This is a genomic window from Sphaerisporangium flaviroseum, assembly GCF_039537005.1.
GTDB classification, from domain to species: domain Bacteria; phylum Actinomycetota; class Actinomycetes; order Streptosporangiales; family Streptosporangiaceae; genus Sphaerisporangium; species Sphaerisporangium flaviroseum.
Window position 1 is genome coordinate 41572 of the sequence record NZ_BAAAZR010000018.1, and the last position, 18385, is coordinate 59956.

The window sequence follows — 18385 nt, forward strand, 5'->3', positions numbered from 1 at the left end:
TTCCCCGCCGCACCAGACGGTAGGTCTGACCACTCACAGCACGCTATTCCACCAGACCACACGCGTAGATCGTGCCGACTCGACCGGTACGACGCGTGTCGATCTCGGTCCCGGGCGACAAAACACGTTATCGGGGGGTTGCATCCGATTCCGGGAGTGACACGGCACACACCCGGGAAATTTCGTCCGAGCGTCTCGCGTAGGGTCCGCTTCGCCGTCGATTGGAGCTGTCCCGCCGAATCCGGCCCTGCCACCATGACGAGCGAATCAGCGGCTCATGGAAGAGGCGGCACGCGGATGACCATGGTGTGTGACGATGCGGTGACGGTGTGACCACGGGCGACGCCCGGGACCGGTGGCGCGGAGCGGTGGGAGCGGCCACGGCGATGTTCTGCGTCGGCACGCTGACGGCGGTCTCCCCGGCCCTGCACGACTATCCCATCTACGGCGGCCAGGCCCTGCGTTACGCCCTCGGCGCGATACTGCTTTTCCTGATCATGCGGGCGCGGGGGCTCCCCCATCTCCGGCTCGACGGCCGCGAGATCGTCCTCATCATGCTCCTGGCCGTCGCCGGGCTCGCCGTGTTCAACGTCTTCGTCATCGAGTCGACCAGGTACGCCGACCCGGCGACCGTGGGCACGATCGTGGCCACCGTCCCCATCGTCCTCGCCCTCGTCGGGCCGCTCATGGACGGGCGGCGGCCGACCCCGCACATCGTCGTGGCCGCCGCGGTGGTCGCGGGCGGCGCCGCCGTCACCACGGGATTCGGCGGTGGCACGCCTCTCGGGCTGCTCCTCGCGCTCGGCGCGCTCGCCTGTGAGGTGGCGTTCTCCCTTCTCGCCGTCCCCCTGCTCCCGCGCCTCGGCGCGGTCCGCGTCTCGGCGTACGCGACCGCCGCGGCGGTCCCCCTCCTGCTGATCACCGGAGTAGCGACCGGCGGGCGTGCGGCGCTACGGCAGCCGACGGCCGGCGAGGCGATGGCACTGGTCTACCTGGCCGTGGTGGTCACGGCGTTCGCGTTCTTCTGCTGGTACGACGCGCTGCCCCGGCTCGGCCCCGAACGCGCCGGACTGTTCTCCGGCTTCCTGCCGATCGGCGCCATCGTCTCCAGCGTGATCCTCGGAACCGGGCATCCCGGCGTGCCGGACCTCCTCGGCGCGGCACTCGTCGTCGGCGGCCTGCTCATCGGCCTGCGCCCTCGCAGGGCGCCCGCACGGGCCAGGCCCGAGACGGCCTGTGAAGATCACGGCGACAGGGCCACCGGGGTCACACGATGACCCGTTCCCGGTCGGTGGCGGCCGGGGCGCGCCGCCCGATCTCCGCCCACGCTCGGGCGAGCCGGTCCACAAGGGAGTCCAGCACGTCCTCACCGAAGGTGAAGGCCAGGCGCATGAAGCGATCGTGGGCGCCCGTGAGGTCGGTCATCGAGCCGGGGACCACCTCGACGCCGTGCCGGAGCGCCACGTGGGAGAACTCGGTGGCGTCGACCCCGGGCAGCTCGATCCACAGCCCGCCGCCGCCGTCCGGGCGCCGCCAGCGCCAGCTCGGCAGCCGCGTGCGGAGCAGCTTCTCGATGTGATGGAGGCGTTGTTCCCGTACGGGGACCCGGGCGGCCTGGATGCGTGGCAGCTCGGGGAGGAGCCGCGCGGCCAGCATCTGGTCGATGACCGGGCTGCCGAGGTCGGCGAGGGCCTTGCGCCGGGCCAGCCGTTCGATGATCTCCACGGGGCCTCGGACCCATCCCGTGCGCAGCCCGGCCCAGACCACCTTGGCGAGGGAGCCCGCGGACAGCACCTCCGCGCCGCGCGGCGCGTACGCGGCCAGCGGGCGCGGGCTCTCACCGAGGTGGAGCGAGCCGGTGTAGGCGTTGTCCTCCAGGATCGGGACCTCGTGGCGGGCCGCGAGCTCCCCGATACGGCGCCGCCTGGCCGCGGAGGTCAGGACCCCGGTGGGGTTGTGGAAGGTGGGCATGAGGTAGATCAGATCGGGTCTTCGCGCGGCCAGCGCCGCCGCCAGGGCCACGGCATCGGGGCCCTCCTCGTCGATCGGGACCGTGACGATGCCGGTGCCGCGCGCGCGGAACACGTCGAGGCAGCAGGGCCAGCTCGGCGACTCGGCGAGGGCGGTGCCACCCGGTCGAAGGTAGAGCTCGGCCACCAGCACGAGGGCCTGGTGCGCCCCGGTCGTGACCAGGACCTGGTCCGCGGTGGTGGGCAACCCGGTGCCGGTCAGGTGGGCGGCGATGGCCTCGCGCAGCTCCGGGAGACCGCCCGGGTGGTAGCCCGGCTCGTCGAAGGCCGCCGCCAGGTCACTGCCTGCCAGGTCGCGGAAGGCCGTGACCAGCTCGGGAACGGCGCCCTCGGAGGAGCGCGCCAGCGAGATGAGGTCCTCCGGGCCGTCGATGAGGTGCTGGTAGATCGACGCGCCCATGCCTCCGGGCACGCGTCCGTCCGTGTGCGTCCGGCGTGCGCGGGCGTGCGCGGTGATCCGGGTGCCGCTTCCCCTGCGGCTCTCGATCAACCCCACGTCGCGCAGGGCTTCGTACGCGGCCACGACGGTGGTCCTGCTGATCCGGAGCACCCCCGCGAGCTGCCGTTCCGCGGGAAGACGCTGCCCGGGGAGGAGCGCGCCGCCCTCGACGGCCTTGCGAATGCCGTCGGCCAGCCTGCGGTAGAGCGGGCCCGTTCCGGAGGCCCAGGTCGCGAAGGAGGCGATGACTTCGCTCTCCGAGCGCTCGACGGTTCCCACGCGCCCCGGATGGGATGTGCGCGAAGTGTCCACCCTGTCACCTCTCTTGCCCCTCGAAGCTCCGCCGAGTGTTGCCGGTAGCGCCTCGCCGCGGGTCAGCCCAGCGCGAGCATGACCGGCGCGAACAGGCGGTCGTGACGGCCGGGCAGCGGGCCGCCGTGCACCATCAGGGCGGTCGAGAACGCCGGAGACACGCCGCGCGCCACGGCCCACGACGTGAGCTCGGCGTGCCGGGAGTCCAGATCGAGACGGACCTGCCCGTGCACCCCGTCCGCCAGCTCGGCGATGAGCCCCTGTGCCACGCCCGTACCGTCTGCGATCACCGGCCCGACCACGACCCCGTCGACGTTGCGCCATGCCGCGCCGAACCCGACGACGACGTTGTCACGCTCGGCCACGCGGAACCGCTCGGCGAAGGTGAACAAGCGGGTGATCAGCCGCGTGCGGGGCGCGCCCGTGGCGTGCGCGTCTAGGGCGATGATCGTCTCCAGATCATCCCGGTGTGCGAGACGGACCCCGGTGTCCTTGAGGTCTTCGAGGCGCGGCGCCAGGTTGCCGGTGTGCGTGACCACCGTGCCGACCGTCTCGAAACCCACCTTCTCGTAGAGCCCCCGGCCGTACCGCGTCGCGGTGAGGAACACCGTGGCGCCCCGGGCCTGCTCCAGGGCGTGGAGCATGAGCCTGCGCCCCAGCCCCATGCGGGCGTACCGGGAGGCGACCAGCACCATGCTGACCGCGGCGAGGCCGGGCCCGTAACGGGCCAGCACCACCGTGCCGGCCAGGCCGCCGGCCGGGTCGTCGATGCCGTAGGCCTCGCCGATCTCGAACAGCAGGCGCCACTTGGCCTCTTCGGGAAGCCACTGGCGGTCGATGGCCAGCAGCAGGCAGTCGCGAAGGTCGCCGAGGTGGAGCCGACGGACCGGAATTTCCGTCAGGCTGACCTGGTCCGTGGAGATCGATTCCATGTGTTGCCCCCGAAGATACGTCCCGGACCCTCACGGCCCCGTCCGGCATCATCAACCACAAGTGCCGACATATCCACCCAATTTCCCCCGGCACTGCCGCCTTCCAGGAGTTTCCGGCCCGCCAGAAGGTCGCCCTCCGCGCCGGGCAAGGCCTCAGCGTTCATACACCCATCCGGTGGCCTGGCGGCGGGTGACCCGCTTCCACGTCCGCGCGTCACAGGCCGCGGCGGCGCGGCGCTGGAACTCCCCGTCGTCCACGAAGTACGTCTCCGACAGGTCGAGCCAGCTGTCCTTGGTCGCGTGGGGATCCCATCCGGCCGTCGGTATCGGGAGGTACTCGCTGCGGTCCGACTTGTCCTGGCTGGTGATCTTCAGCACCTCGACACGGCCGGGATGAGTCCGTACGACGAGGCAGGGACGCACCTTGGACCCGGAACCGTCGGAGTACGGGACGTCGGCCCACCAGATCTGCCCCGGCGCCGGCCGGGAATCCGGCGACCCGCTAGGCGGGCGGGCATGCACCCGTGGCGGCCGCCTGCCGGGCCCGGCCGAGGGACGGGCCTTCCGCCCGGGGAGCGGCGGCCTCGGCCGGGGACGGGGTGTCTTGCGACCAGGTGGGGACGACCGCCCCGACCCCCTCCGTACGAGCAGGACCACCACGCCCGCGGCCACGAGCAGGGCCACGCACACGAGCAGCACGGCGATCGGCTGGTCACCCACCATCAGACTTCGCTCCCCCGGCCTGCCCGGCCCCTGCCGGACGATCAGTGTGGGCACCGATCATCGCACCTCGCTCCGACGTTCTCACGACGGGGAGGAGGCCCGCCCGTCACGGGGTCCGAAGACCTGGAGCGCCTCGGCGTCGCCGGCCCGCGCGTGCAGGTAGTAGTCCACCCACTCCACGACGCCGGGATAGGCGGACTCGCGGGCGACGCGCGCGCAGGCGGCGTCGGCGTCATAGCGGGTGGACCGCAGCTCCACTCCCGGACCCAGCAGGGCCCAGTGCGCGCCGGCCCGGCCGTACGGCATGCCGACGCTTCCCGGATTGACGACGAGCCTGCCGTGGGCGAGCCGCGCGAACGGCATGTGGGTGTGCCCGCAGACCACCGTGCCGACGTCGGGGCCGAGCCCTTCGAACACCTCCGCCCAGCGCTCCAGCCGGGAGTCGACCAGCACGACCTCCTCGTCGTCGCGGGGAGTCGCGTGGCAGAACAGGACCGTGCCGAGCCCGCGCACCGGCAGGGTGACCGACAGCGGGAGCTTTTCGAGCAGAGCCACGTGGTCGTCACGCAACTGCTCGGCGGCCCACGGGGCGATGGCGTCGGGCACGGAGCACTCCATGCCCTGACGGCACTGGAGCAGCTCACGGTCGGCGTTGCCCTTCACCCAGACGACGCGGTCGCCGAGCCCGGTGAGCAGGTCGAGGACCTCCGCCGGCTGTGGCCCGGCCGTGATGTCACCGGTGAGCACGATGCGGTCGGCGGCGGACACGTCGGGCTCGGCCAGCACGGCCTCCAGCGCCGGCAGGACCCCATGGACGTCGGACAGAACGGCTACGCGGTTCAGCATGGTGACCACTCTGGAACCGTTTCGACGGTCCGGCGTGGCTGTTCGCCGCGCGCGTATCAGCGGTCCGTCAGCGGGTCTCGGTGAAGACGTGGTCGACGAGGCGGGCCGCGGCCTTGCCGTCGTCACGGGGGGCGTAGGTGCGCACGAACCCCTCATAGCGGTCGGCGTAGTCACCGGAGAGGGCGTCGATCAGGCGCACCGCCTCGATCACGTCGCTCCCCTCGGAGAGCAAGGGCCCGGGCGCCTGGGTGCGCAGGTCGAGGTAGAGGCCGCGGGTGTTGCGGTAACGCTCCAGGTCGTATCCGAAGAAGACCATCGGGCGGCGGGTCACCGCGAAGTCGAACATGACCGAGGAGTAGTCGGTGATCAGCACGTCGGCGATCAGCAACAGGTCGGCCATATCGGGATAAGTCGTGACGTCGATGGCGAAGGGGTACTCCCGGCTCATCGGCCCGGGACGGACCAGCGAAGCCGGACCGGGGACCACCAGCCCCGGAACCACCGGCGGCGTCTGCATCATGTGACCGCGGACCAGCAGGACGTGATCGCGCCCGAGCACCCGCTTGGCCTCGGCGAGATCGAGCCGCAGCGAACTGCTCCTGCGATCGTGGTCGCGCCACGTGGGGGCGTACAGCACGACGCGCTTGCCCGCCGGCACTCCAAGGCTCCGCCGCACGGCCGCGGCGAGGTCGGTGCGGTCGTGATAGGCGAGCACGTCGTTGCGCGGGTAGCCCGACTCGACGATCTCGCCGCCGTAGCCGAACGCGCGGCGCAGCACCTCGGACGCCCACGGGCTCTGCGTGACGAGCAGGTCCCAGTTGGCCACCTCGGCGGCCTGGCGGTACCACGCCGCCGGTCTCGGCTCGCGGGACATGTGGCGCTGGTCACCGCCGACCCGCTTGAGCGGCGTGCCGTGCCAGGTCTGGACGCAGATCTGATCCTCACGGGCACGGAACCACTGGGGTGACAGCGTGTTGGTGATGATGTGACTCGACCGGGCCAGCGCGGTGTAGTGCTCGCGGCTGCCCTCGCGCACCACCGTGGGCACGATGCCGGGGTCGAGGCCTAGCGCGGCGGAGTCCGGCGGGACGAAGGCGCCGTCCTTGACGACCCAGATGTGCTCGCGATCGTCGCCCCGGCGCAGCCGCTCCTCGTAGATCGCCCGCGCGTTGTCGGAGTAGGACCTGCCGTCGAAGGAGACGTACACCGTCGCGTCACGGAGCTCGCGGCGCCGCTCGGCGGGATAGTGGACCCTGCGCAGCGCCCACAGGCCGCCCGCGCCCTTCTCGTCGTCGGGCTGGTGCTCGGCGACCACCAGGACGGGGACGTCGAAGCGGGTCGCGACCAGGCGGTGCTCACGGTCGCCCACGATGTGGGCGCCCTCGTCGAGCGTGTCGAGCAGGTCGTGGCCCACCCGCAGCGGCGCGGTGGTGCCCTTCCCTCCCGCGACCGACAGGCTCCAGGCCCCCGACGCCAGCGCCACCGTGCCGCCGAACCTCGGCATGGCGGTCGGCGCGAGGCGTACGGAGAACTCCGACCCGGAACGCTCGATGGGCACCCGGTAGGACAGCCCGGCACGCTGGCGGAGCACGAGCTCACGCGGCCCCGGATCGGTGTCGGGATAGGACCCGGACAGCGTCAGCGCACCGTCGTCGCCCCACTCGGCCGAGGTGATCACCGGCCAGACGCGGTGCGCGGAGACGACGACGCGATCGCGCCGGTCGCGCAGCACGGTGATCTCGCTGCGGTCGACGCCGATGTGGGTCTCGGCGGCGCTCTCCATCATCACCGGCGCCGCGGGGTCGCCCTTCGGCTCGATCCACAGGCGGCGCGCGTCGCGCTCCTTCAGCAGCGCGGACACGGCCACCGCGACCTTGAAGCTCGTGCCTCCCTCGACCGGCGTGAAGTCGGCGGCCATGCGGTGACCGCCGAGGCGGGCCCGGCCCTTGGAAACACTGGTGCCGGGAAGGAACCCCGTCAGCTCGATCTGGTCGTCGACCTGCCTGGCGCCGGTCAGCTCGGCCCTGGTGGGCTGCAGCACGATCTGGAGTGCCCGGTCGGAGGTCCACGCCGGGCGCACCCACCAGCCGGGACGGACGCGAAGCCCCGCCGGGCGCTCGGTGCGCCCCATCACGGGGCCGCGAAGGACTCCGGTGGCACGGGCGCCCCGGCTCCAGATGACGATGTCGGCACGCCAGGTGGTCGTGTCGCGGACCGCCGGGCGGCGGCGCAGCAGCCGCTTGGCGCCGTGGACGGCGGCACGGATCGCCGCGCGCCAGCGCAGCGACCACGGCCGCACCTCGGCCACGAAACCGGCCCAGTCGTAGTTGCAGCCAGGCTCTCCGGCGCCGTGGGTGGCCTCCGGGCGGTAGACGCGCCGGGTGCGCGTGGAGATCGGCGGCACCCAGCGAGGCCCACGGAGCACCACGGTGGCACGGTTGAAGCGGCGGCTCCGCACCGAGAGCCCCACCAGATAGGCGTGGCCGGTGATGCGCAGCCGCCCGCCCTGCCAGGAGATGTCGTCGACCTCGGTCACCGGGACCAGGTCGGCGCCGCGGAGGCGGAACAGCGAGGGGGGCGCGCTCACGGGCAGGTCGGCGTACCAGGCCAGGCCCTTGCGCACCCTTTTGGACGGCTCGGCGGTGGCGGCGACCAGGTTGGCCAGCTCGTCGCCCTGGGCCAGAAGCGCGGGGTCGCGGTTCTCGACGAGATGGTAGGCGAGCCGCCGGGCGACCGGCAGGCGGCGCTTGACCGACGGATCCACGTCGGCCAGGTAGTCACGGAGCAGGTCGATGGCGTGCCGGAGGCGCGTGGCGTCTCGCCGGGCGGCGGTCTCCAGGCGCTGGGCGAGAGGCCCGTTGAGCGCCTCCGCGTGCAGGCGCCTGCGTTGGGAACGGGACAACCCTGTGGAGTGGACGGCCGCGATCAGGGCATCGAGCGGCTCTCCCCTGTCATAGAGGTCCTGGGCGGCCCGCAACCGGTCGGCGACGATGTCGCCGGTCCGCGCGAGCGTGGCACCGGTGGCCATCAGGGAGGCACCGCCTTTCCAGTCTGACCGCAAAGGGCGTCACTGGAATGGTAATGCGACTTACTGAGAACTCACTGATGATCGCCATGCCATCGGGCATGGCGCATGTCGGCTCGTTCACCCCGCAGGGGCGTCCCCTCCTCGCGCCAGTGGGACAGACACCTGCTCTCGTGGCCCGGCGGCGGGGTGCCGTCGGAGTGCACGACGCGCCACCACGGGACGCCTCCCCCCCAAGTGGACATCACGCGGCCCACCTGCCGGGGGCCGCCCTCGGAGAGGTATTCGGCGACGTCGCCGTAGGACATCACCTTCCCCGGCGGGATGCGCTCGACCAGATCGAGCACGCGCTCGGCGAAGGGCGTCGAATCGCTCAAGGCCTTGGTCTCCCCGGTCGCTCTCAGGCGCTCCACGGGGCGGGGCCAAGTGAAAGGATCTCCTCCAGCTTCCCGAACTCGTAGGTCGCGTCGCCGTTCACCTGCTCGACGATGCCGTCCCGGATGCCGTACGCCTCGCCGTCCTCCCCTACCAGCCTCCCACCGACCATGTCGGCGAGACGGGCCAGGTGAGCGACCTCCCAGTCGGAGGCGGGCTTGCCGTAGAGACGCCCCTGCCAGGTGGCGACGGCGAACTCGGCGTCACCGTGACGCGCGAAGACCTCACCGGTCTCCGGCGATCCCCGCAGCTCCAAACCGGCGTCCGCCGGGCCCGTCACCTGCGTCAGCTCGGCGTAGGCGAGCGGCGATTCGCGTTGTACACGCAACTCGTATCCCACGAGACGGGAACCTTAGCGAACCTTTACCGATCACTGACACGAAAAAGACGGTTTTCGACCGGACCGCAGCTGAAATGCCACCGAAAGGCGACCGAATAGCACCTCAATCGCGCCCGTCATGTGATCATTGCCGCTCGGATCGGCGCGTGAGCACGACCACGGCGGCACCGAACGCCACGAGCCCGAGAAGCACTCCGGCTCCGTAGACCCAGAGTCGCACGGGATCGGGCCCCGGCGGGCTCGGCGCGGGCGCCGTCGTGCCGTTCCCGAAATGCAGGTTGCTCTGGACGGGAAGCGCGCTGCTGTATCCGCTGAGCTGGCCGGCGCGCGTCAGGGCGGCGGCGGCGTCCACGACCCCGAATCCGACCTTGTCGTCATATCGAGCAGCAGGCCTGTTCCGTGTGGTCGAGGTGAGGGCGCGGGCGACCAGCTCAGGGGTCAGGTTGGGATATTTCGCCTTGATCAACGCAACGGCCCCGGCGACGAGCGCGGTGGACGCGCTGCTCCCCTCCACCTCTTCGTACCCCCCACCGGGGAGCGCCGCCACCACGTCCACGCCGGGCGCCCCGACCAGCACCGAGAGGTTGTCGCTGCTGAAGCCGGCGGGGTTCCCCTTCTTGTCGACCGCGCCGACCCCGATGACCCCGGCGTAACCGGCAGGGAAGCTCCAGAACGAGGTGCCGAGCCTGCGCGCCGCCTGCGAGTCACCGTCGTTGCCGACGGCGGCCACCAGCACCACGCCGCGCGCCAGGGCGTACGCGACGGCCTGGCGGTCGGCCCGCTGAGTGATGTACTCGCCCAGGGACATGCTGATGACCTTGGCCCCGTGGTCGGTCGCGTAGCGCAACGCCCGCGACAGCGGGCTCTCGGTGGGCAGTCCAAGGCCGTCGTCGGGCTCGACCAGGTCGTAGTCGGACTGCTCCTCGGAGATCACGGGGATGGACAGGATGTTCGCGTCGGGCGCCACCCCCAGCATCCCGCCGCCACGCCCCGACGCGGCGATCAGCGACGCCATCGCCGTGCCGTGCGGCCCGGCGGCCACCGGGCCGTCGTCGAACGCGCTGGACCGCATGTCGGGCGCGACGGTGACCTTGCCCTTCAGCACGCCGACCTTCGGGTCGACGGCGCTGTCGATCACCGCCACGGTCACGCCGGATCCCCGGGTGACCTTCCACGCCTCCTCGGCGTTGACCGCGTCGAGCACCCATCGCTGCCTGTCACGCACGTCGTCCGCCTGGACCGGCCCGGCGAGCAGGCCGGCCAGCACCAGGACCGCGCCCACGGCACCGGCGCGGCGCGAGACCACCCTCGCGCCGGCGGCCTTGCCTCGTCGCTCACAAGCGCTCGTCACGCGCACTCGCGCCCTCCTCAGTCAGGCACCGGCGCGTCAGGACGCGCCTTCGCACATGCTCTCCCGGCGTCAGCACACATTCCCCTGCGTGCAGCGAGGGATGTCGGGGGGCGCGGCGAGACCGCGGGCGATGTGCCCGGCCAGGGACTGCGCCGTCGGCCACAGCTCGCTGTGGGTGTTCTCGCCCGTCGGGACGGACTCACGGGTGCGGCCGTCGGTGTAGCCGGCCGCGGTGAAGACGATGTACGGCCCGGCGCCCATCCAGCCTGTGCGCTGGCGTTGCGCGGCGCCGAACGACTCGGTGACCGTGCCGGGGAATGCCACGGGCCGCACGCCCACGCGGTCGTCCACGGGCAGGTCGCTCCCGGCCGTGATCCGGGTCTCCTCGTCGGCCAGCACGGCCACCCCCACGGTCACCACGAAGGTCGAGGTCTGGTCGACGTACGTCGCCCGCAGCATGGTGCGGCAGCCGTGCCGCCGCAGGGCGGAGGCGACGGGGGCGTCCACAACGGCCCCGCACGGGGCCTCGCGCGCGATGCCCACCCGCCGGGCCTGCTGCCGGACCCTCGACAGACCGAGGTACTCCACCTGGGCGGGGAAGACCGAATCGGCGCGCCAGGCGTGCCAGCGCCGCGCGATGTCCTCCTCGGCGTACCGGGCGCGCTCGGCGACCGTGAGCGGCCGTGAGCGGGTCTCCTGCAGCACCCCGACCACACCCAGCAGGACGTCGGTGGCCGCGATCGCCAGGATCGTCCCCATGATGAGCAGGAACAGCGAACGAAAGCGGATGCCGCGCTCGAGCTCCGCGCGCTCTCTCGCCGCCTGCGCCCCGGCGGCGCGTATCCGGCTTCCGGACCACGGCGGCGCGCCCTTCCTGGCGGCGGCGTCGCCCGATGAAAGCCCACCCGCGCTCCGCGCACCTCTCACACGCGCGGGCCAGGGCGTCACCGGCCGCGCCCGTGGCTCCTCAGGCGACATATATCGATGCTACGTCGGCGCCCGCTGCCGCCAACCCGCTTGCGGCTCCGGCATCTCCTCGTGTTCCCGATCTTCCCGCCTGCGCCTGGCCCTCCGTACGAGCAGGACCATGACCGCGAGGCTCGCGACGGCGCACGCGGTGGCCACCAGCGCGACCGCCCCATACAGGGTGACCGTGCCGGTGTCCCGCCGGACGACCTGCACAGGAGCGAGCGGAGCGGGGGTCGTGCCCACCCCCGCTCCCATCGGCAGATCGGCGTCCTGGACGCCCGGGCCCGCGGCGATGTGCCGGTGGCGCGCGAGCCTCGCGGCCTCGGTCAGCGCGCGTGCCGCGTTCACGACGCCGAAGCCCATACCCGGGTCGTAGCCGCGTGAGGACCGGCGGGTGGCACTGGTGGCGAGGGCCTGGGCGACCAGCGCGGGCGACATTCGCGGATATTTCGCCTTAATGAGGGCGGCGACGCCGGACACAAGGGCCGTGGCCTGCGAGGTGCCCCTGCCGACCCAGTATTGGTCGCCGGGACCCGCCCCCAGAACGTCCACACCCGGCGCAGCCAGCAGGACCAGCGAGTTGCGATTGGAGAACGACGCCTTGTGCATGCCCCGGTCGGCCGCCGCCACCGAGATCACCCCGGGGAGCGAGGCGGGATAGGAGTACGGCCCGTCCTTACGGCCCGCGCCGTCGTTCCCCGCCGCGGCCACCAGGACGACGCCCTTGGAGATGGCGTACCGGATGGCCGCCCGCTCCTGCGTGGTCGGCTGGTCCTTGGAGATCGACATGTTGATCACGTCGGCGCCGTGGTTGACGGCGTAACGGATGCCACGCGCCACCACGTTCTCGTACCGCGCCTCGGAGTTGAAGTCGTGGAACCCCCGCTCGTCGTCCTCCAGGATGACCCGCACCGAGAGCACCTTGGCGGCGGGCGCGACGCCGATCACCCCGTCGGAGCGGCCGGGACCGTGACCGTGCCCGGCGATCAACGAGGCCATGTACGTGCCGTGCAGGCGGCGCGGCGCGACACCGCGCGGATTGGCGCCCACGGTCAGGTCGGGGCCGGTCACCACGGAGCCGACCAGGTCGTGGTGGCGGGGATCGACCCCCGAGTCGAGCACCGCGACCCTGGCCCCGGCGCCGCGGGTGACCCGCCACGCGGCGTCCACGTCGAGGGTGCGCAGCACCTGGCGCTGGCTCCCGCGCACCTGGTCGGCCCGCGCGGGCCCCGCGGGGAGCACCGCCATGACCAGGACCACCAAGACGAGAAGGACCGGCACCAGCGGAAGGACGGCGGCACGGACGCGCGGAGGAGGCGGCATGGTCAGCACTGCCAGTCCTTGCCCGCGCAGTCGGGCCGCGCGGGGGTGGCCAGCGTGGTCAGGATCCGCTCTTCCAGGTCGGAGGTGAAAGCGAAGATCGTGGAACGCTGGTGACCCACGGAGCGGGCCGGCCTGCCGTCGACCTGGCCCGCCGTGGTGATCACGAGATACGGCCCGGCCTGCGCCAGCGAGGACGCCTGGCGCGCGGCGGCGCTGAAGCGGTCGGCCACGGTCTGCGGGAAGGCCAGCGCGCGCAGCCCGGGAGAGGGCACGCCTCCCGGCGGGAACGCCGCTCTGGCGGCGAGCGCGGACGCCTGGTCGGGGAAGGCCGCGACCCCGATGGTCACCACCACGCCCTGGAGCGCGTCGAGGTAGGTCGCCCGGAGCACGGCCCGGCAGCCGGCCGTCTTCAACGCGGTCCTCAGGGCGGCGTCCACGGCAGCGGCGCAGTCGGTGCGCGTGGAGATGCCCACTCTGCGGGCGCTCTCCTCTCCGCCCTGCTCGGCGACGTACCGCAGGGTAGAGGGGAAGATCTTGCCCGCGGGCCACACCTGCCAGCGGCGGGCGGTCTCCTCGCTCGAGGCCTGCTGGATCTCGGCGGCGCTCGGGCCACGGCTGAGCTCGGCGCCGGCGACTCCTCCCGCCACGCCGGCGACGACCGCGCAGATCAGGGTGAGCGCGGACGCCACTACCACTGACGGCCAGGCACGCGACTCACTCACGTGCCCGACCTTAACGCCCCAGGCGGGGAGGCATCCCCCCTTCCATCCGCATACATCCCATTGGAAAGTACTTGACACTATGGAAAGTAGAAAGTACTTTCGCGATTGGAAACATGCGGCGAAGATCGAGGAGGGCTGATGGCCGAGTTGGACCCGGTCATCCACGCTCCGGCCCGCCTGCGCATCATGTCGCTGCTGGCGGCGGTGGAGGAGGCCGAGTTCGCCTTCGTCCGCGACGAGGTCCAGATCAGCGACTCGGTCCTGTCCAAGCACGCCGCCGCGCTGGAGAGTGCCGGCTACGTGGTGATCCGCAAGGGCCACGTGGGCAAGCGCCCCCGCACCTGGCTCAAGCTCTCGGCGACGGGGCGGAAGGCCTACGCGGCGCACGTCGCCGCCCTTCAGTCCATCGTGGCCCAGTCGGGGCTGTCCCTGGCGAGCGAGTAGCGGCCCCGTCCGGAAACGCCCGTGGCCCGCTCCTCACGATGGAGGAGCGGGCCACGGGCACCGGCTCAGTAGGTGGGAAGGGAGGGGTCGACGGTCTTGATCCAGCTCAGCACGCCGCCGCCGACGTGGACGGCGTCGGAGAAGCCGGCGCTCTTCAGGACCGCCAGCGCCTCGGCCGACCGGGCGCCCGACTTGCAGTGCAGCACGATCTTCTTGTCGTGCGGCAGCCGCTCCAGCGCCGTTCCCCTCACGATGTCGCCCTTGGGGATCAGGACGGCGCCGGGGATGTTGACGATCTCCCACTCGTTCTGCTCGCGGACGTCGACGAGGAAGATGTCGTCCCCGCGGTCCTGCATGTCCTTGAGCTCCCTGGCCGTGATCGTGGCGCCCGAGGCGGCCTGCTGCGCCTCGTCGGAGATGGTGCCGCAGAACGCCTCGTAGTCGATCAGCTCGGTGATCGTGGGGTTCTTGCCGCAGAGCGGGCACTCAGGGTCCTTGCGGACCTTGACGTCACGGTACTTCATCTCCAGGGCGTCGTAGATCATCAGACGTCCGACCAGCGGGTCGCCGATGCCCGTGAGCACCTTGATCGCCTCGTTCACCTGGATCGAGCCGATGGAGGCGCACAGCACGCCGAGGACGCCGCCCTCGGCGCACGAGGGCACCATGCCGGGAGGCGGGGGCTCGGGGTAGAGGCAGCGGTAGCAGGGTCCGTACTCGGACCAGAAGACGCTCGCCTGGCCGTCGAAACGGTAGATCGAGCCCCAGATGTAGGGCTTGCCGAGCAGCACGGCCGCGTCGTTGACCATGTAGCGGGTCGCGAAGTTGTCGGTGCCGTCGACGATCAGGTCGTAGGCGGCGAAGATGTCCATCACGTTGTCGGTCGTGAGGGCCACGTTGTGGATCACGACGTTGACCAGGGGGTTGATCTCGCGGACGCTCGCGGCGGCGCTCTCGGCCTTCAGGCGGCCGACGTCCGACTGCCCGTGGATGATCTGCCGCTGAAGGTTCGACTCATCAACGACATCGAAATCGACGACGCCGAGCGTGCCGACACCGGCCGCGGCGAGGTACATAAGGGCCGGAGAACCGAGGCCGCCGGCACCCACGCAGAGCACCTTGGCGTTCTTCAGCCGCTTCTGCCCGGCCATCCCCACATCGGGAATGATCAGGTGGCGAGAGTAGCGGCGCACCTCGTCAACGGTCAGCTCGTCGGCCGGCTCTACCAGCGGTGGCAACGACACAGTTCTACGCTCCCGTTTCAGGGGATCTTCCCATTTGGCGGCTTGCCCGTCAGGCTACGCGTCCCGCCGTCTGTCACAACCTAACCCGGTTGCCCCCGCATTCCCGAATCGGCGATCTTAGCCGACCGTCGTCGCGTTCCGCGCGTTCTGCGCGTTGTTCGCATGGTCACCGCCCATGGCGGTGTTCCCGGCGCGGTCCTGCATCAGGACGCGGACGTGGCGGGCGACGAGCGCGGGGTACTCCATCTGCGCGACGTGGGCGGCGTGGGGAAGCAGCACCAGCCGTACGTCGGGGAAGGTGCGACCGGCCCGCACCGCCATCCGCGGATCGACCAGCCGGTCGTGCCTGCCGTGCACCACGAGTGTGGGCGCGGTCACCTGGGCGGCCAGGCGCCACAGATTGTCGGCGCCGCGGCGGAAGTACTCGTTGACCAGGGCACGCGCCGAGGCGACCAGCGCCGGACCCGCATAGGGAAGCCCGTCGCGGCGGCGCAGCTCGGCCACGGCGTCATCCAGGCGGTGGGGATGCACCCGGCCGGCGTCGGCGTAACACATGGCCATGGTCGCCTGGATCCGCCGCTCGGGAGGCAGCGCACGGAGCCGGGTCAGTGCCCACTCGCCGAGCCTGGGCGCCGCCGACATCGCGACGCGGGCCGGGCCGTACCGGGGGAACAGGTCGGGGAGGGCCGGTGAGACGAGCGTGAGCGTGTGCACGAGGTCGGGGCGCGTGGCCGCGACCCTTACCGCGACGGCGCCGCCCAGGGAGTTGCCGAGCAGGTGGACCGGGCCCTCGATGTGCTCGATCAGCGCGGTGACGGCCGCGGCGTGCGCTCCTATCGAATAGTCGCCGCCTGGAGGCGCGGGAGAGTAGCCCGCGCCGGGGAGATCGAGGGCGAATCCCCTGACGTGACCCTGGAGCTCGGCCATCAGGTCGGTCCAGTTCGTCGCGGACCCGGCCAGCCCGTGCACGAACACCGCCTTCTCCTGCGGCCCGGCGGGCGTCGACCGCACATAAAGGGCCAGGCCGCCAAGGTCGAGCAGTTCCCCCGGCCAGTGCGGGATCGGTTCCTCCACCATCTTCCCCTCCTGTTCACCGTCCGTTCTGACGATAACCCGGCGCTGGACAGCTTGCCGCGAGCCTCACGCGAGGCGAGACGGCCCCCGGTCATGCCCGGAGAGGGTGCGAGATCACAGGAAATATCGGGCAAATCGGGAAATATCGAACTGAAAGACATAAGGGGAGGTTAAGTAGATGCCAAAAGGCCGCGATCCCCGTTTGTCGTATGGGTCGCTAGGAAAACAAGACAAGTGGGAAGACTCTTAACGAGTCACCCAGGCATTCAACTCGAAATCGAGTAAATGCCTCCGCTGGGCAACCCGATGCGTCAAGGGGGAAAACGCAATGCCCGACGTCAAGAAATACGCCGCGATGCTGACCGTCACCGCGGCACTCACTGGTGGTCTCGCCGGTCTCGGCGCCACCACGGCCACAAGCGCCAGCGCGGCCACCACCGTCGGCACCAACTTCGGCTGGGGCGACGACTTCGGTGGCTTCGACGGCGGCGGCCACCACGGTGGACACTGCCACCACGACCACGGCCACCATGGCCACCATGGCCACCACGGTCACTACGGCGACTGGGACGGCGACCACGACGGCGACTGGGGCGGCGGCAAGGGCCATCACTCCTCGCGTCACCACCGTCACCACCACAGCCACGGGGGCGGACACCGCAACTGCTACTTCAAGATCGTCGAGGCGCGCTTCTTCCGGGCGATCATCGGCCACCACAGCCATGGAGGCGGACACCACAACTTCTTCCGTGACCACCACAGGCGCCACCACTGGGCGCCGGAGCACCACCACCACCACCACGGCAAGAAGCACCACGACAAGCACGACGGCAAGTGACCGACGGATCTAGACGGCCTTCCCGGGCGGCGATCAGCTCGGTGATGACACCAGCCGTTTAGCCTACACGGGAGGTCCCGGAGCGATTCCCGCTCCGGGACTTTCCCGTGGTCCGCCTATTTCCGCTTATCCGGTGATTTCCCTTCCTCCAGACAATTCGCTTTTATGTGCCGATCATCTCCAGGGGAACCGGACGAGCATTTCCCCCAAGCCCGATTTATCGGCACCCTTTCGCGACATGCCCGTCAGGCGGTCTTCCGGGTGCGGCGCTTGGGCGCCTGCTTCTTCTCTTCCTTGTCGCCCTTTTCTTCCGCCTGACTCTCCGCCGCCTTGGCCGACTTGGCGGCCGGCTTCTTCTTCGCCGCGCCCGCCGCGGGGGCCCTGTCACGCCCGCCCTCGCGCTCCCGCTTGGCGGCATCGACACTGGCCCTCAGCGCCGCCATGAGGTCGACCGCCGGCCCCGCCTGCTCGGCCGCCTCCGGCCGTACGAGCTCCTTGCCCTCGACCTTGGCCTCGATGACCTGCTGGAGGGCCTCACGGTAGGCATCGTGGTACTCGGTGGGGTCGAACTCCCCGGCCATGGTGTCGATCAGCGACTCGGCCATCTGCAGTTCCTGCGGGCGGACCTCCACCTCCTCCTCCTGGAAGGCGAAGCCGGGGTCGCGGACCTCGTCGGGCCAGAGCATGGTCTCCAGCACGAAGACGCCTTCGCGGATCCGCAGGGCGGCCAGCGACTCCCGCTGGCGCAGCGCCACCTTGACGATCGCCACCTGTCCCGTGCGCTCCAGCGCGTCGCGCAGGAGGACGTACGGCTTCACGCCCGTGCTCTCGGGCTCCAGGTAGTACGACTTGTTGAACAGGATCGGATCGAGCTGCTCGGCCGGAGTGAACTGCAGCACGTCGATGCGCCGCGAGGTGCTCAGCGGCAGGTCGGCGAAGTCCTCGTCGGTGAGCACGACCACCTCGCCGCCGGGCAGCTCGTATCCCTTGGCGATCTCGGAGTAGGGCACTTCCTCGCCGTCGACGCTGCACACCCGCTTGTACTTGATGCGGCCGGCGTCCTCGCGGTGCACCTGGTGGAACGTCACGTCCTTCTGCTCGGTCGCCGAGTAGAGCTTCACGGGAATCGTGACGAGACCGAACGAGATGGCACCCTTCCAGATGCTACGCATGGCTTCTCCTCACCTCGAACCCACTATCGAACGCATGTTCGGTAGTGGCAAGAGCGCAAAACAGTATCTGAATGGGCAGATACCCAGTGTGGAATGGGGTACCCGGTCAAGCCACGGCCTGGCGAGCCCGGGGCCGACCTCAGCACGGGAAAAGAAACCTCCAGGG

Annotated in this window: 17 protein-coding genes; 3 read left to right on the forward strand and 14 right to left on the reverse strand. The window is 71.0% G+C overall.

What is annotated here, in order from left to right; translation table 11 throughout:
- Positions 1 to 329: 329 nt before the first annotated feature.
- Positions 330 to 1277 (forward strand): DMT family transporter, encoded by a 948-nt coding sequence (locus tag ABD810_RS23995; RefSeq protein ID WP_344944544.1) that lies wholly within the window; start codon positions 330 to 332, stop codon positions 1275 to 1277.
- Here ABD810_RS23995 and ABD810_RS24000 read toward each other — a convergent pair.
- From ABD810_RS24000 to ABD810_RS24050, 11 genes are all read right to left on the reverse strand, one after another.
- The gene (locus ABD810_RS24000) at positions 1267 to 2781 is read right to left on the reverse strand and encodes an aminotransferase-like domain-containing protein (protein ID WP_344944547.1); all 1515 of its coding nucleotides are present in this window, start codon (positions 2779 to 2781) and stop codon (positions 1267 to 1269) included. The two genes, ABD810_RS23995 and ABD810_RS24000, sit on opposite strands and share 11 nt — an antisense overlap.
- A gap of 62 nt (positions 2782 to 2843) precedes the next feature.
- Complete coding sequence (locus ABD810_RS24005; RefSeq protein ID WP_344944550.1) at positions 2844 to 3713, reverse strand: GNAT family N-acetyltransferase; 870 nt, start codon at positions 3711 to 3713, stop codon at positions 2844 to 2846.
- Between the two features lie 153 nt (positions 3714 to 3866).
- On the reverse strand, positions 3867 to 4490 hold the full coding sequence (locus ABD810_RS24010; RefSeq protein ID WP_344944553.1) for a type II toxin-antitoxin system PemK/MazF family toxin: 624 nt from the start codon (positions 4488 to 4490) through the stop codon (positions 3867 to 3869).
- 27 nt (positions 4491 to 4517) lie between these two features.
- Positions 4518 to 5282, reverse strand: a complete 765-nt coding sequence (locus ABD810_RS24015; protein ID WP_344944556.1) for a metallophosphoesterase family protein — start codon at positions 5280 to 5282, stop codon at positions 4518 to 4520.
- 67 nt (positions 5283 to 5349) lie between these two features.
- Positions 5350 to 8310, reverse strand: a complete 2961-nt coding sequence (locus ABD810_RS24020) for a CDP-glycerol glycerophosphotransferase family protein (RefSeq protein ID WP_344944559.1) — start codon at positions 8308 to 8310, stop codon at positions 5350 to 5352.
- Positions 8311 to 8381: 71 nt separating this feature from the next.
- Positions 8382 to 8684, reverse strand: a complete 303-nt coding sequence (locus ABD810_RS24025) for an MGMT family protein (RefSeq protein ID WP_344944562.1) — start codon at positions 8682 to 8684, stop codon at positions 8382 to 8384.
- Positions 8685 to 8707: 23 nt separating this feature from the next.
- Positions 8708 to 9082 (reverse strand): hypothetical protein, encoded by a 375-nt coding sequence (locus tag ABD810_RS24030; RefSeq protein WP_344944564.1) that lies wholly within the window; start codon positions 9080 to 9082, stop codon positions 8708 to 8710.
- Positions 9083 to 9206: 124 nt separating this feature from the next.
- Positions 9207 to 10439 carry a S8 family serine peptidase gene (locus ABD810_RS24035; RefSeq protein WP_344944567.1) on the reverse strand — a complete coding sequence of 411 codons (1233 nt, stop codon included), beginning with the start codon at positions 10437 to 10439 and terminating at the stop codon, positions 9207 to 9209.
- Positions 10440 to 10502: 63 nt separating this feature from the next.
- Positions 10503 to 11360 carry a hypothetical protein gene (locus ABD810_RS24040; RefSeq protein ID WP_344944570.1) on the reverse strand — a complete coding sequence of 286 codons (858 nt, stop codon included), beginning with the start codon at positions 11358 to 11360 and terminating at the stop codon, positions 10503 to 10505.
- Between the two features lie 60 nt (positions 11361 to 11420).
- On the reverse strand, positions 11421 to 12725 hold the full coding sequence (locus ABD810_RS24045) for a S8 family serine peptidase (protein WP_344944803.1): 1305 nt from the start codon (positions 12723 to 12725) through the stop codon (positions 11421 to 11423).
- A gap of 2 nt (positions 12726 to 12727) precedes the next feature.
- A complete protein-coding gene (locus tag ABD810_RS24050; protein ID WP_344944573.1) occupies positions 12728 to 13447 on the reverse strand; it encodes a hypothetical protein in 720 nt (239 codons plus the stop codon).
- 138 nt (positions 13448 to 13585) lie between these two features.
- On the opposite strand from ABD810_RS24050, the gene ABD810_RS24055 reads away from it, so the two are divergent.
- Positions 13586 to 13891 carry a winged helix-turn-helix domain-containing protein gene (locus tag ABD810_RS24055; RefSeq protein WP_344944576.1) on the forward strand — a complete coding sequence of 102 codons (306 nt, stop codon included), beginning with the start codon at positions 13586 to 13588 and terminating at the stop codon, positions 13889 to 13891.
- A 65-nt stretch (positions 13892 to 13956) separates the two neighbouring features.
- On the opposite strand, the gene moeZ is transcribed toward ABD810_RS24055, so the two are convergent.
- Together moeZ and ABD810_RS24065 are read right to left on the reverse strand one after the other, a co-directional pair.
- Positions 13957 to 15135: an adenylyltransferase/sulfurtransferase MoeZ gene (gene moeZ, locus ABD810_RS24060; RefSeq protein ID WP_344944579.1), complete on the reverse strand. Its 1179-nt coding sequence runs from the start codon at positions 15133 to 15135 to the stop codon at positions 13957 to 13959.
- Positions 15136 to 15252: 117 nt separating this feature from the next.
- Positions 15253 to 16212: an alpha/beta fold hydrolase gene (locus ABD810_RS24065; RefSeq protein WP_344944582.1), complete on the reverse strand. Its 960-nt coding sequence runs from the start codon at positions 16210 to 16212 to the stop codon at positions 15253 to 15255.
- Positions 16213 to 16537: 325 nt separating this feature from the next.
- Between ABD810_RS24065 and ABD810_RS24070 the strand changes: the two genes are divergently transcribed.
- The gene (locus ABD810_RS24070; protein WP_344944585.1) at positions 16538 to 17047 is read left to right on the forward strand and encodes a hypothetical protein; all 510 of its coding nucleotides are present in this window, start codon (positions 16538 to 16540) and stop codon (positions 17045 to 17047) included.
- Positions 17048 to 17292: 245 nt separating this feature from the next.
- Here ABD810_RS24070 and ku read toward each other — a convergent pair whose 3' ends face one another.
- The gene (gene ku / locus ABD810_RS24075) at positions 17293 to 18219 is read right to left on the reverse strand and encodes a non-homologous end joining protein Ku (protein ID WP_344944588.1); all 927 of its coding nucleotides are present in this window, start codon (positions 18217 to 18219) and stop codon (positions 17293 to 17295) included.
- Positions 18220 to 18385: the final 166 nt, after the last annotated feature.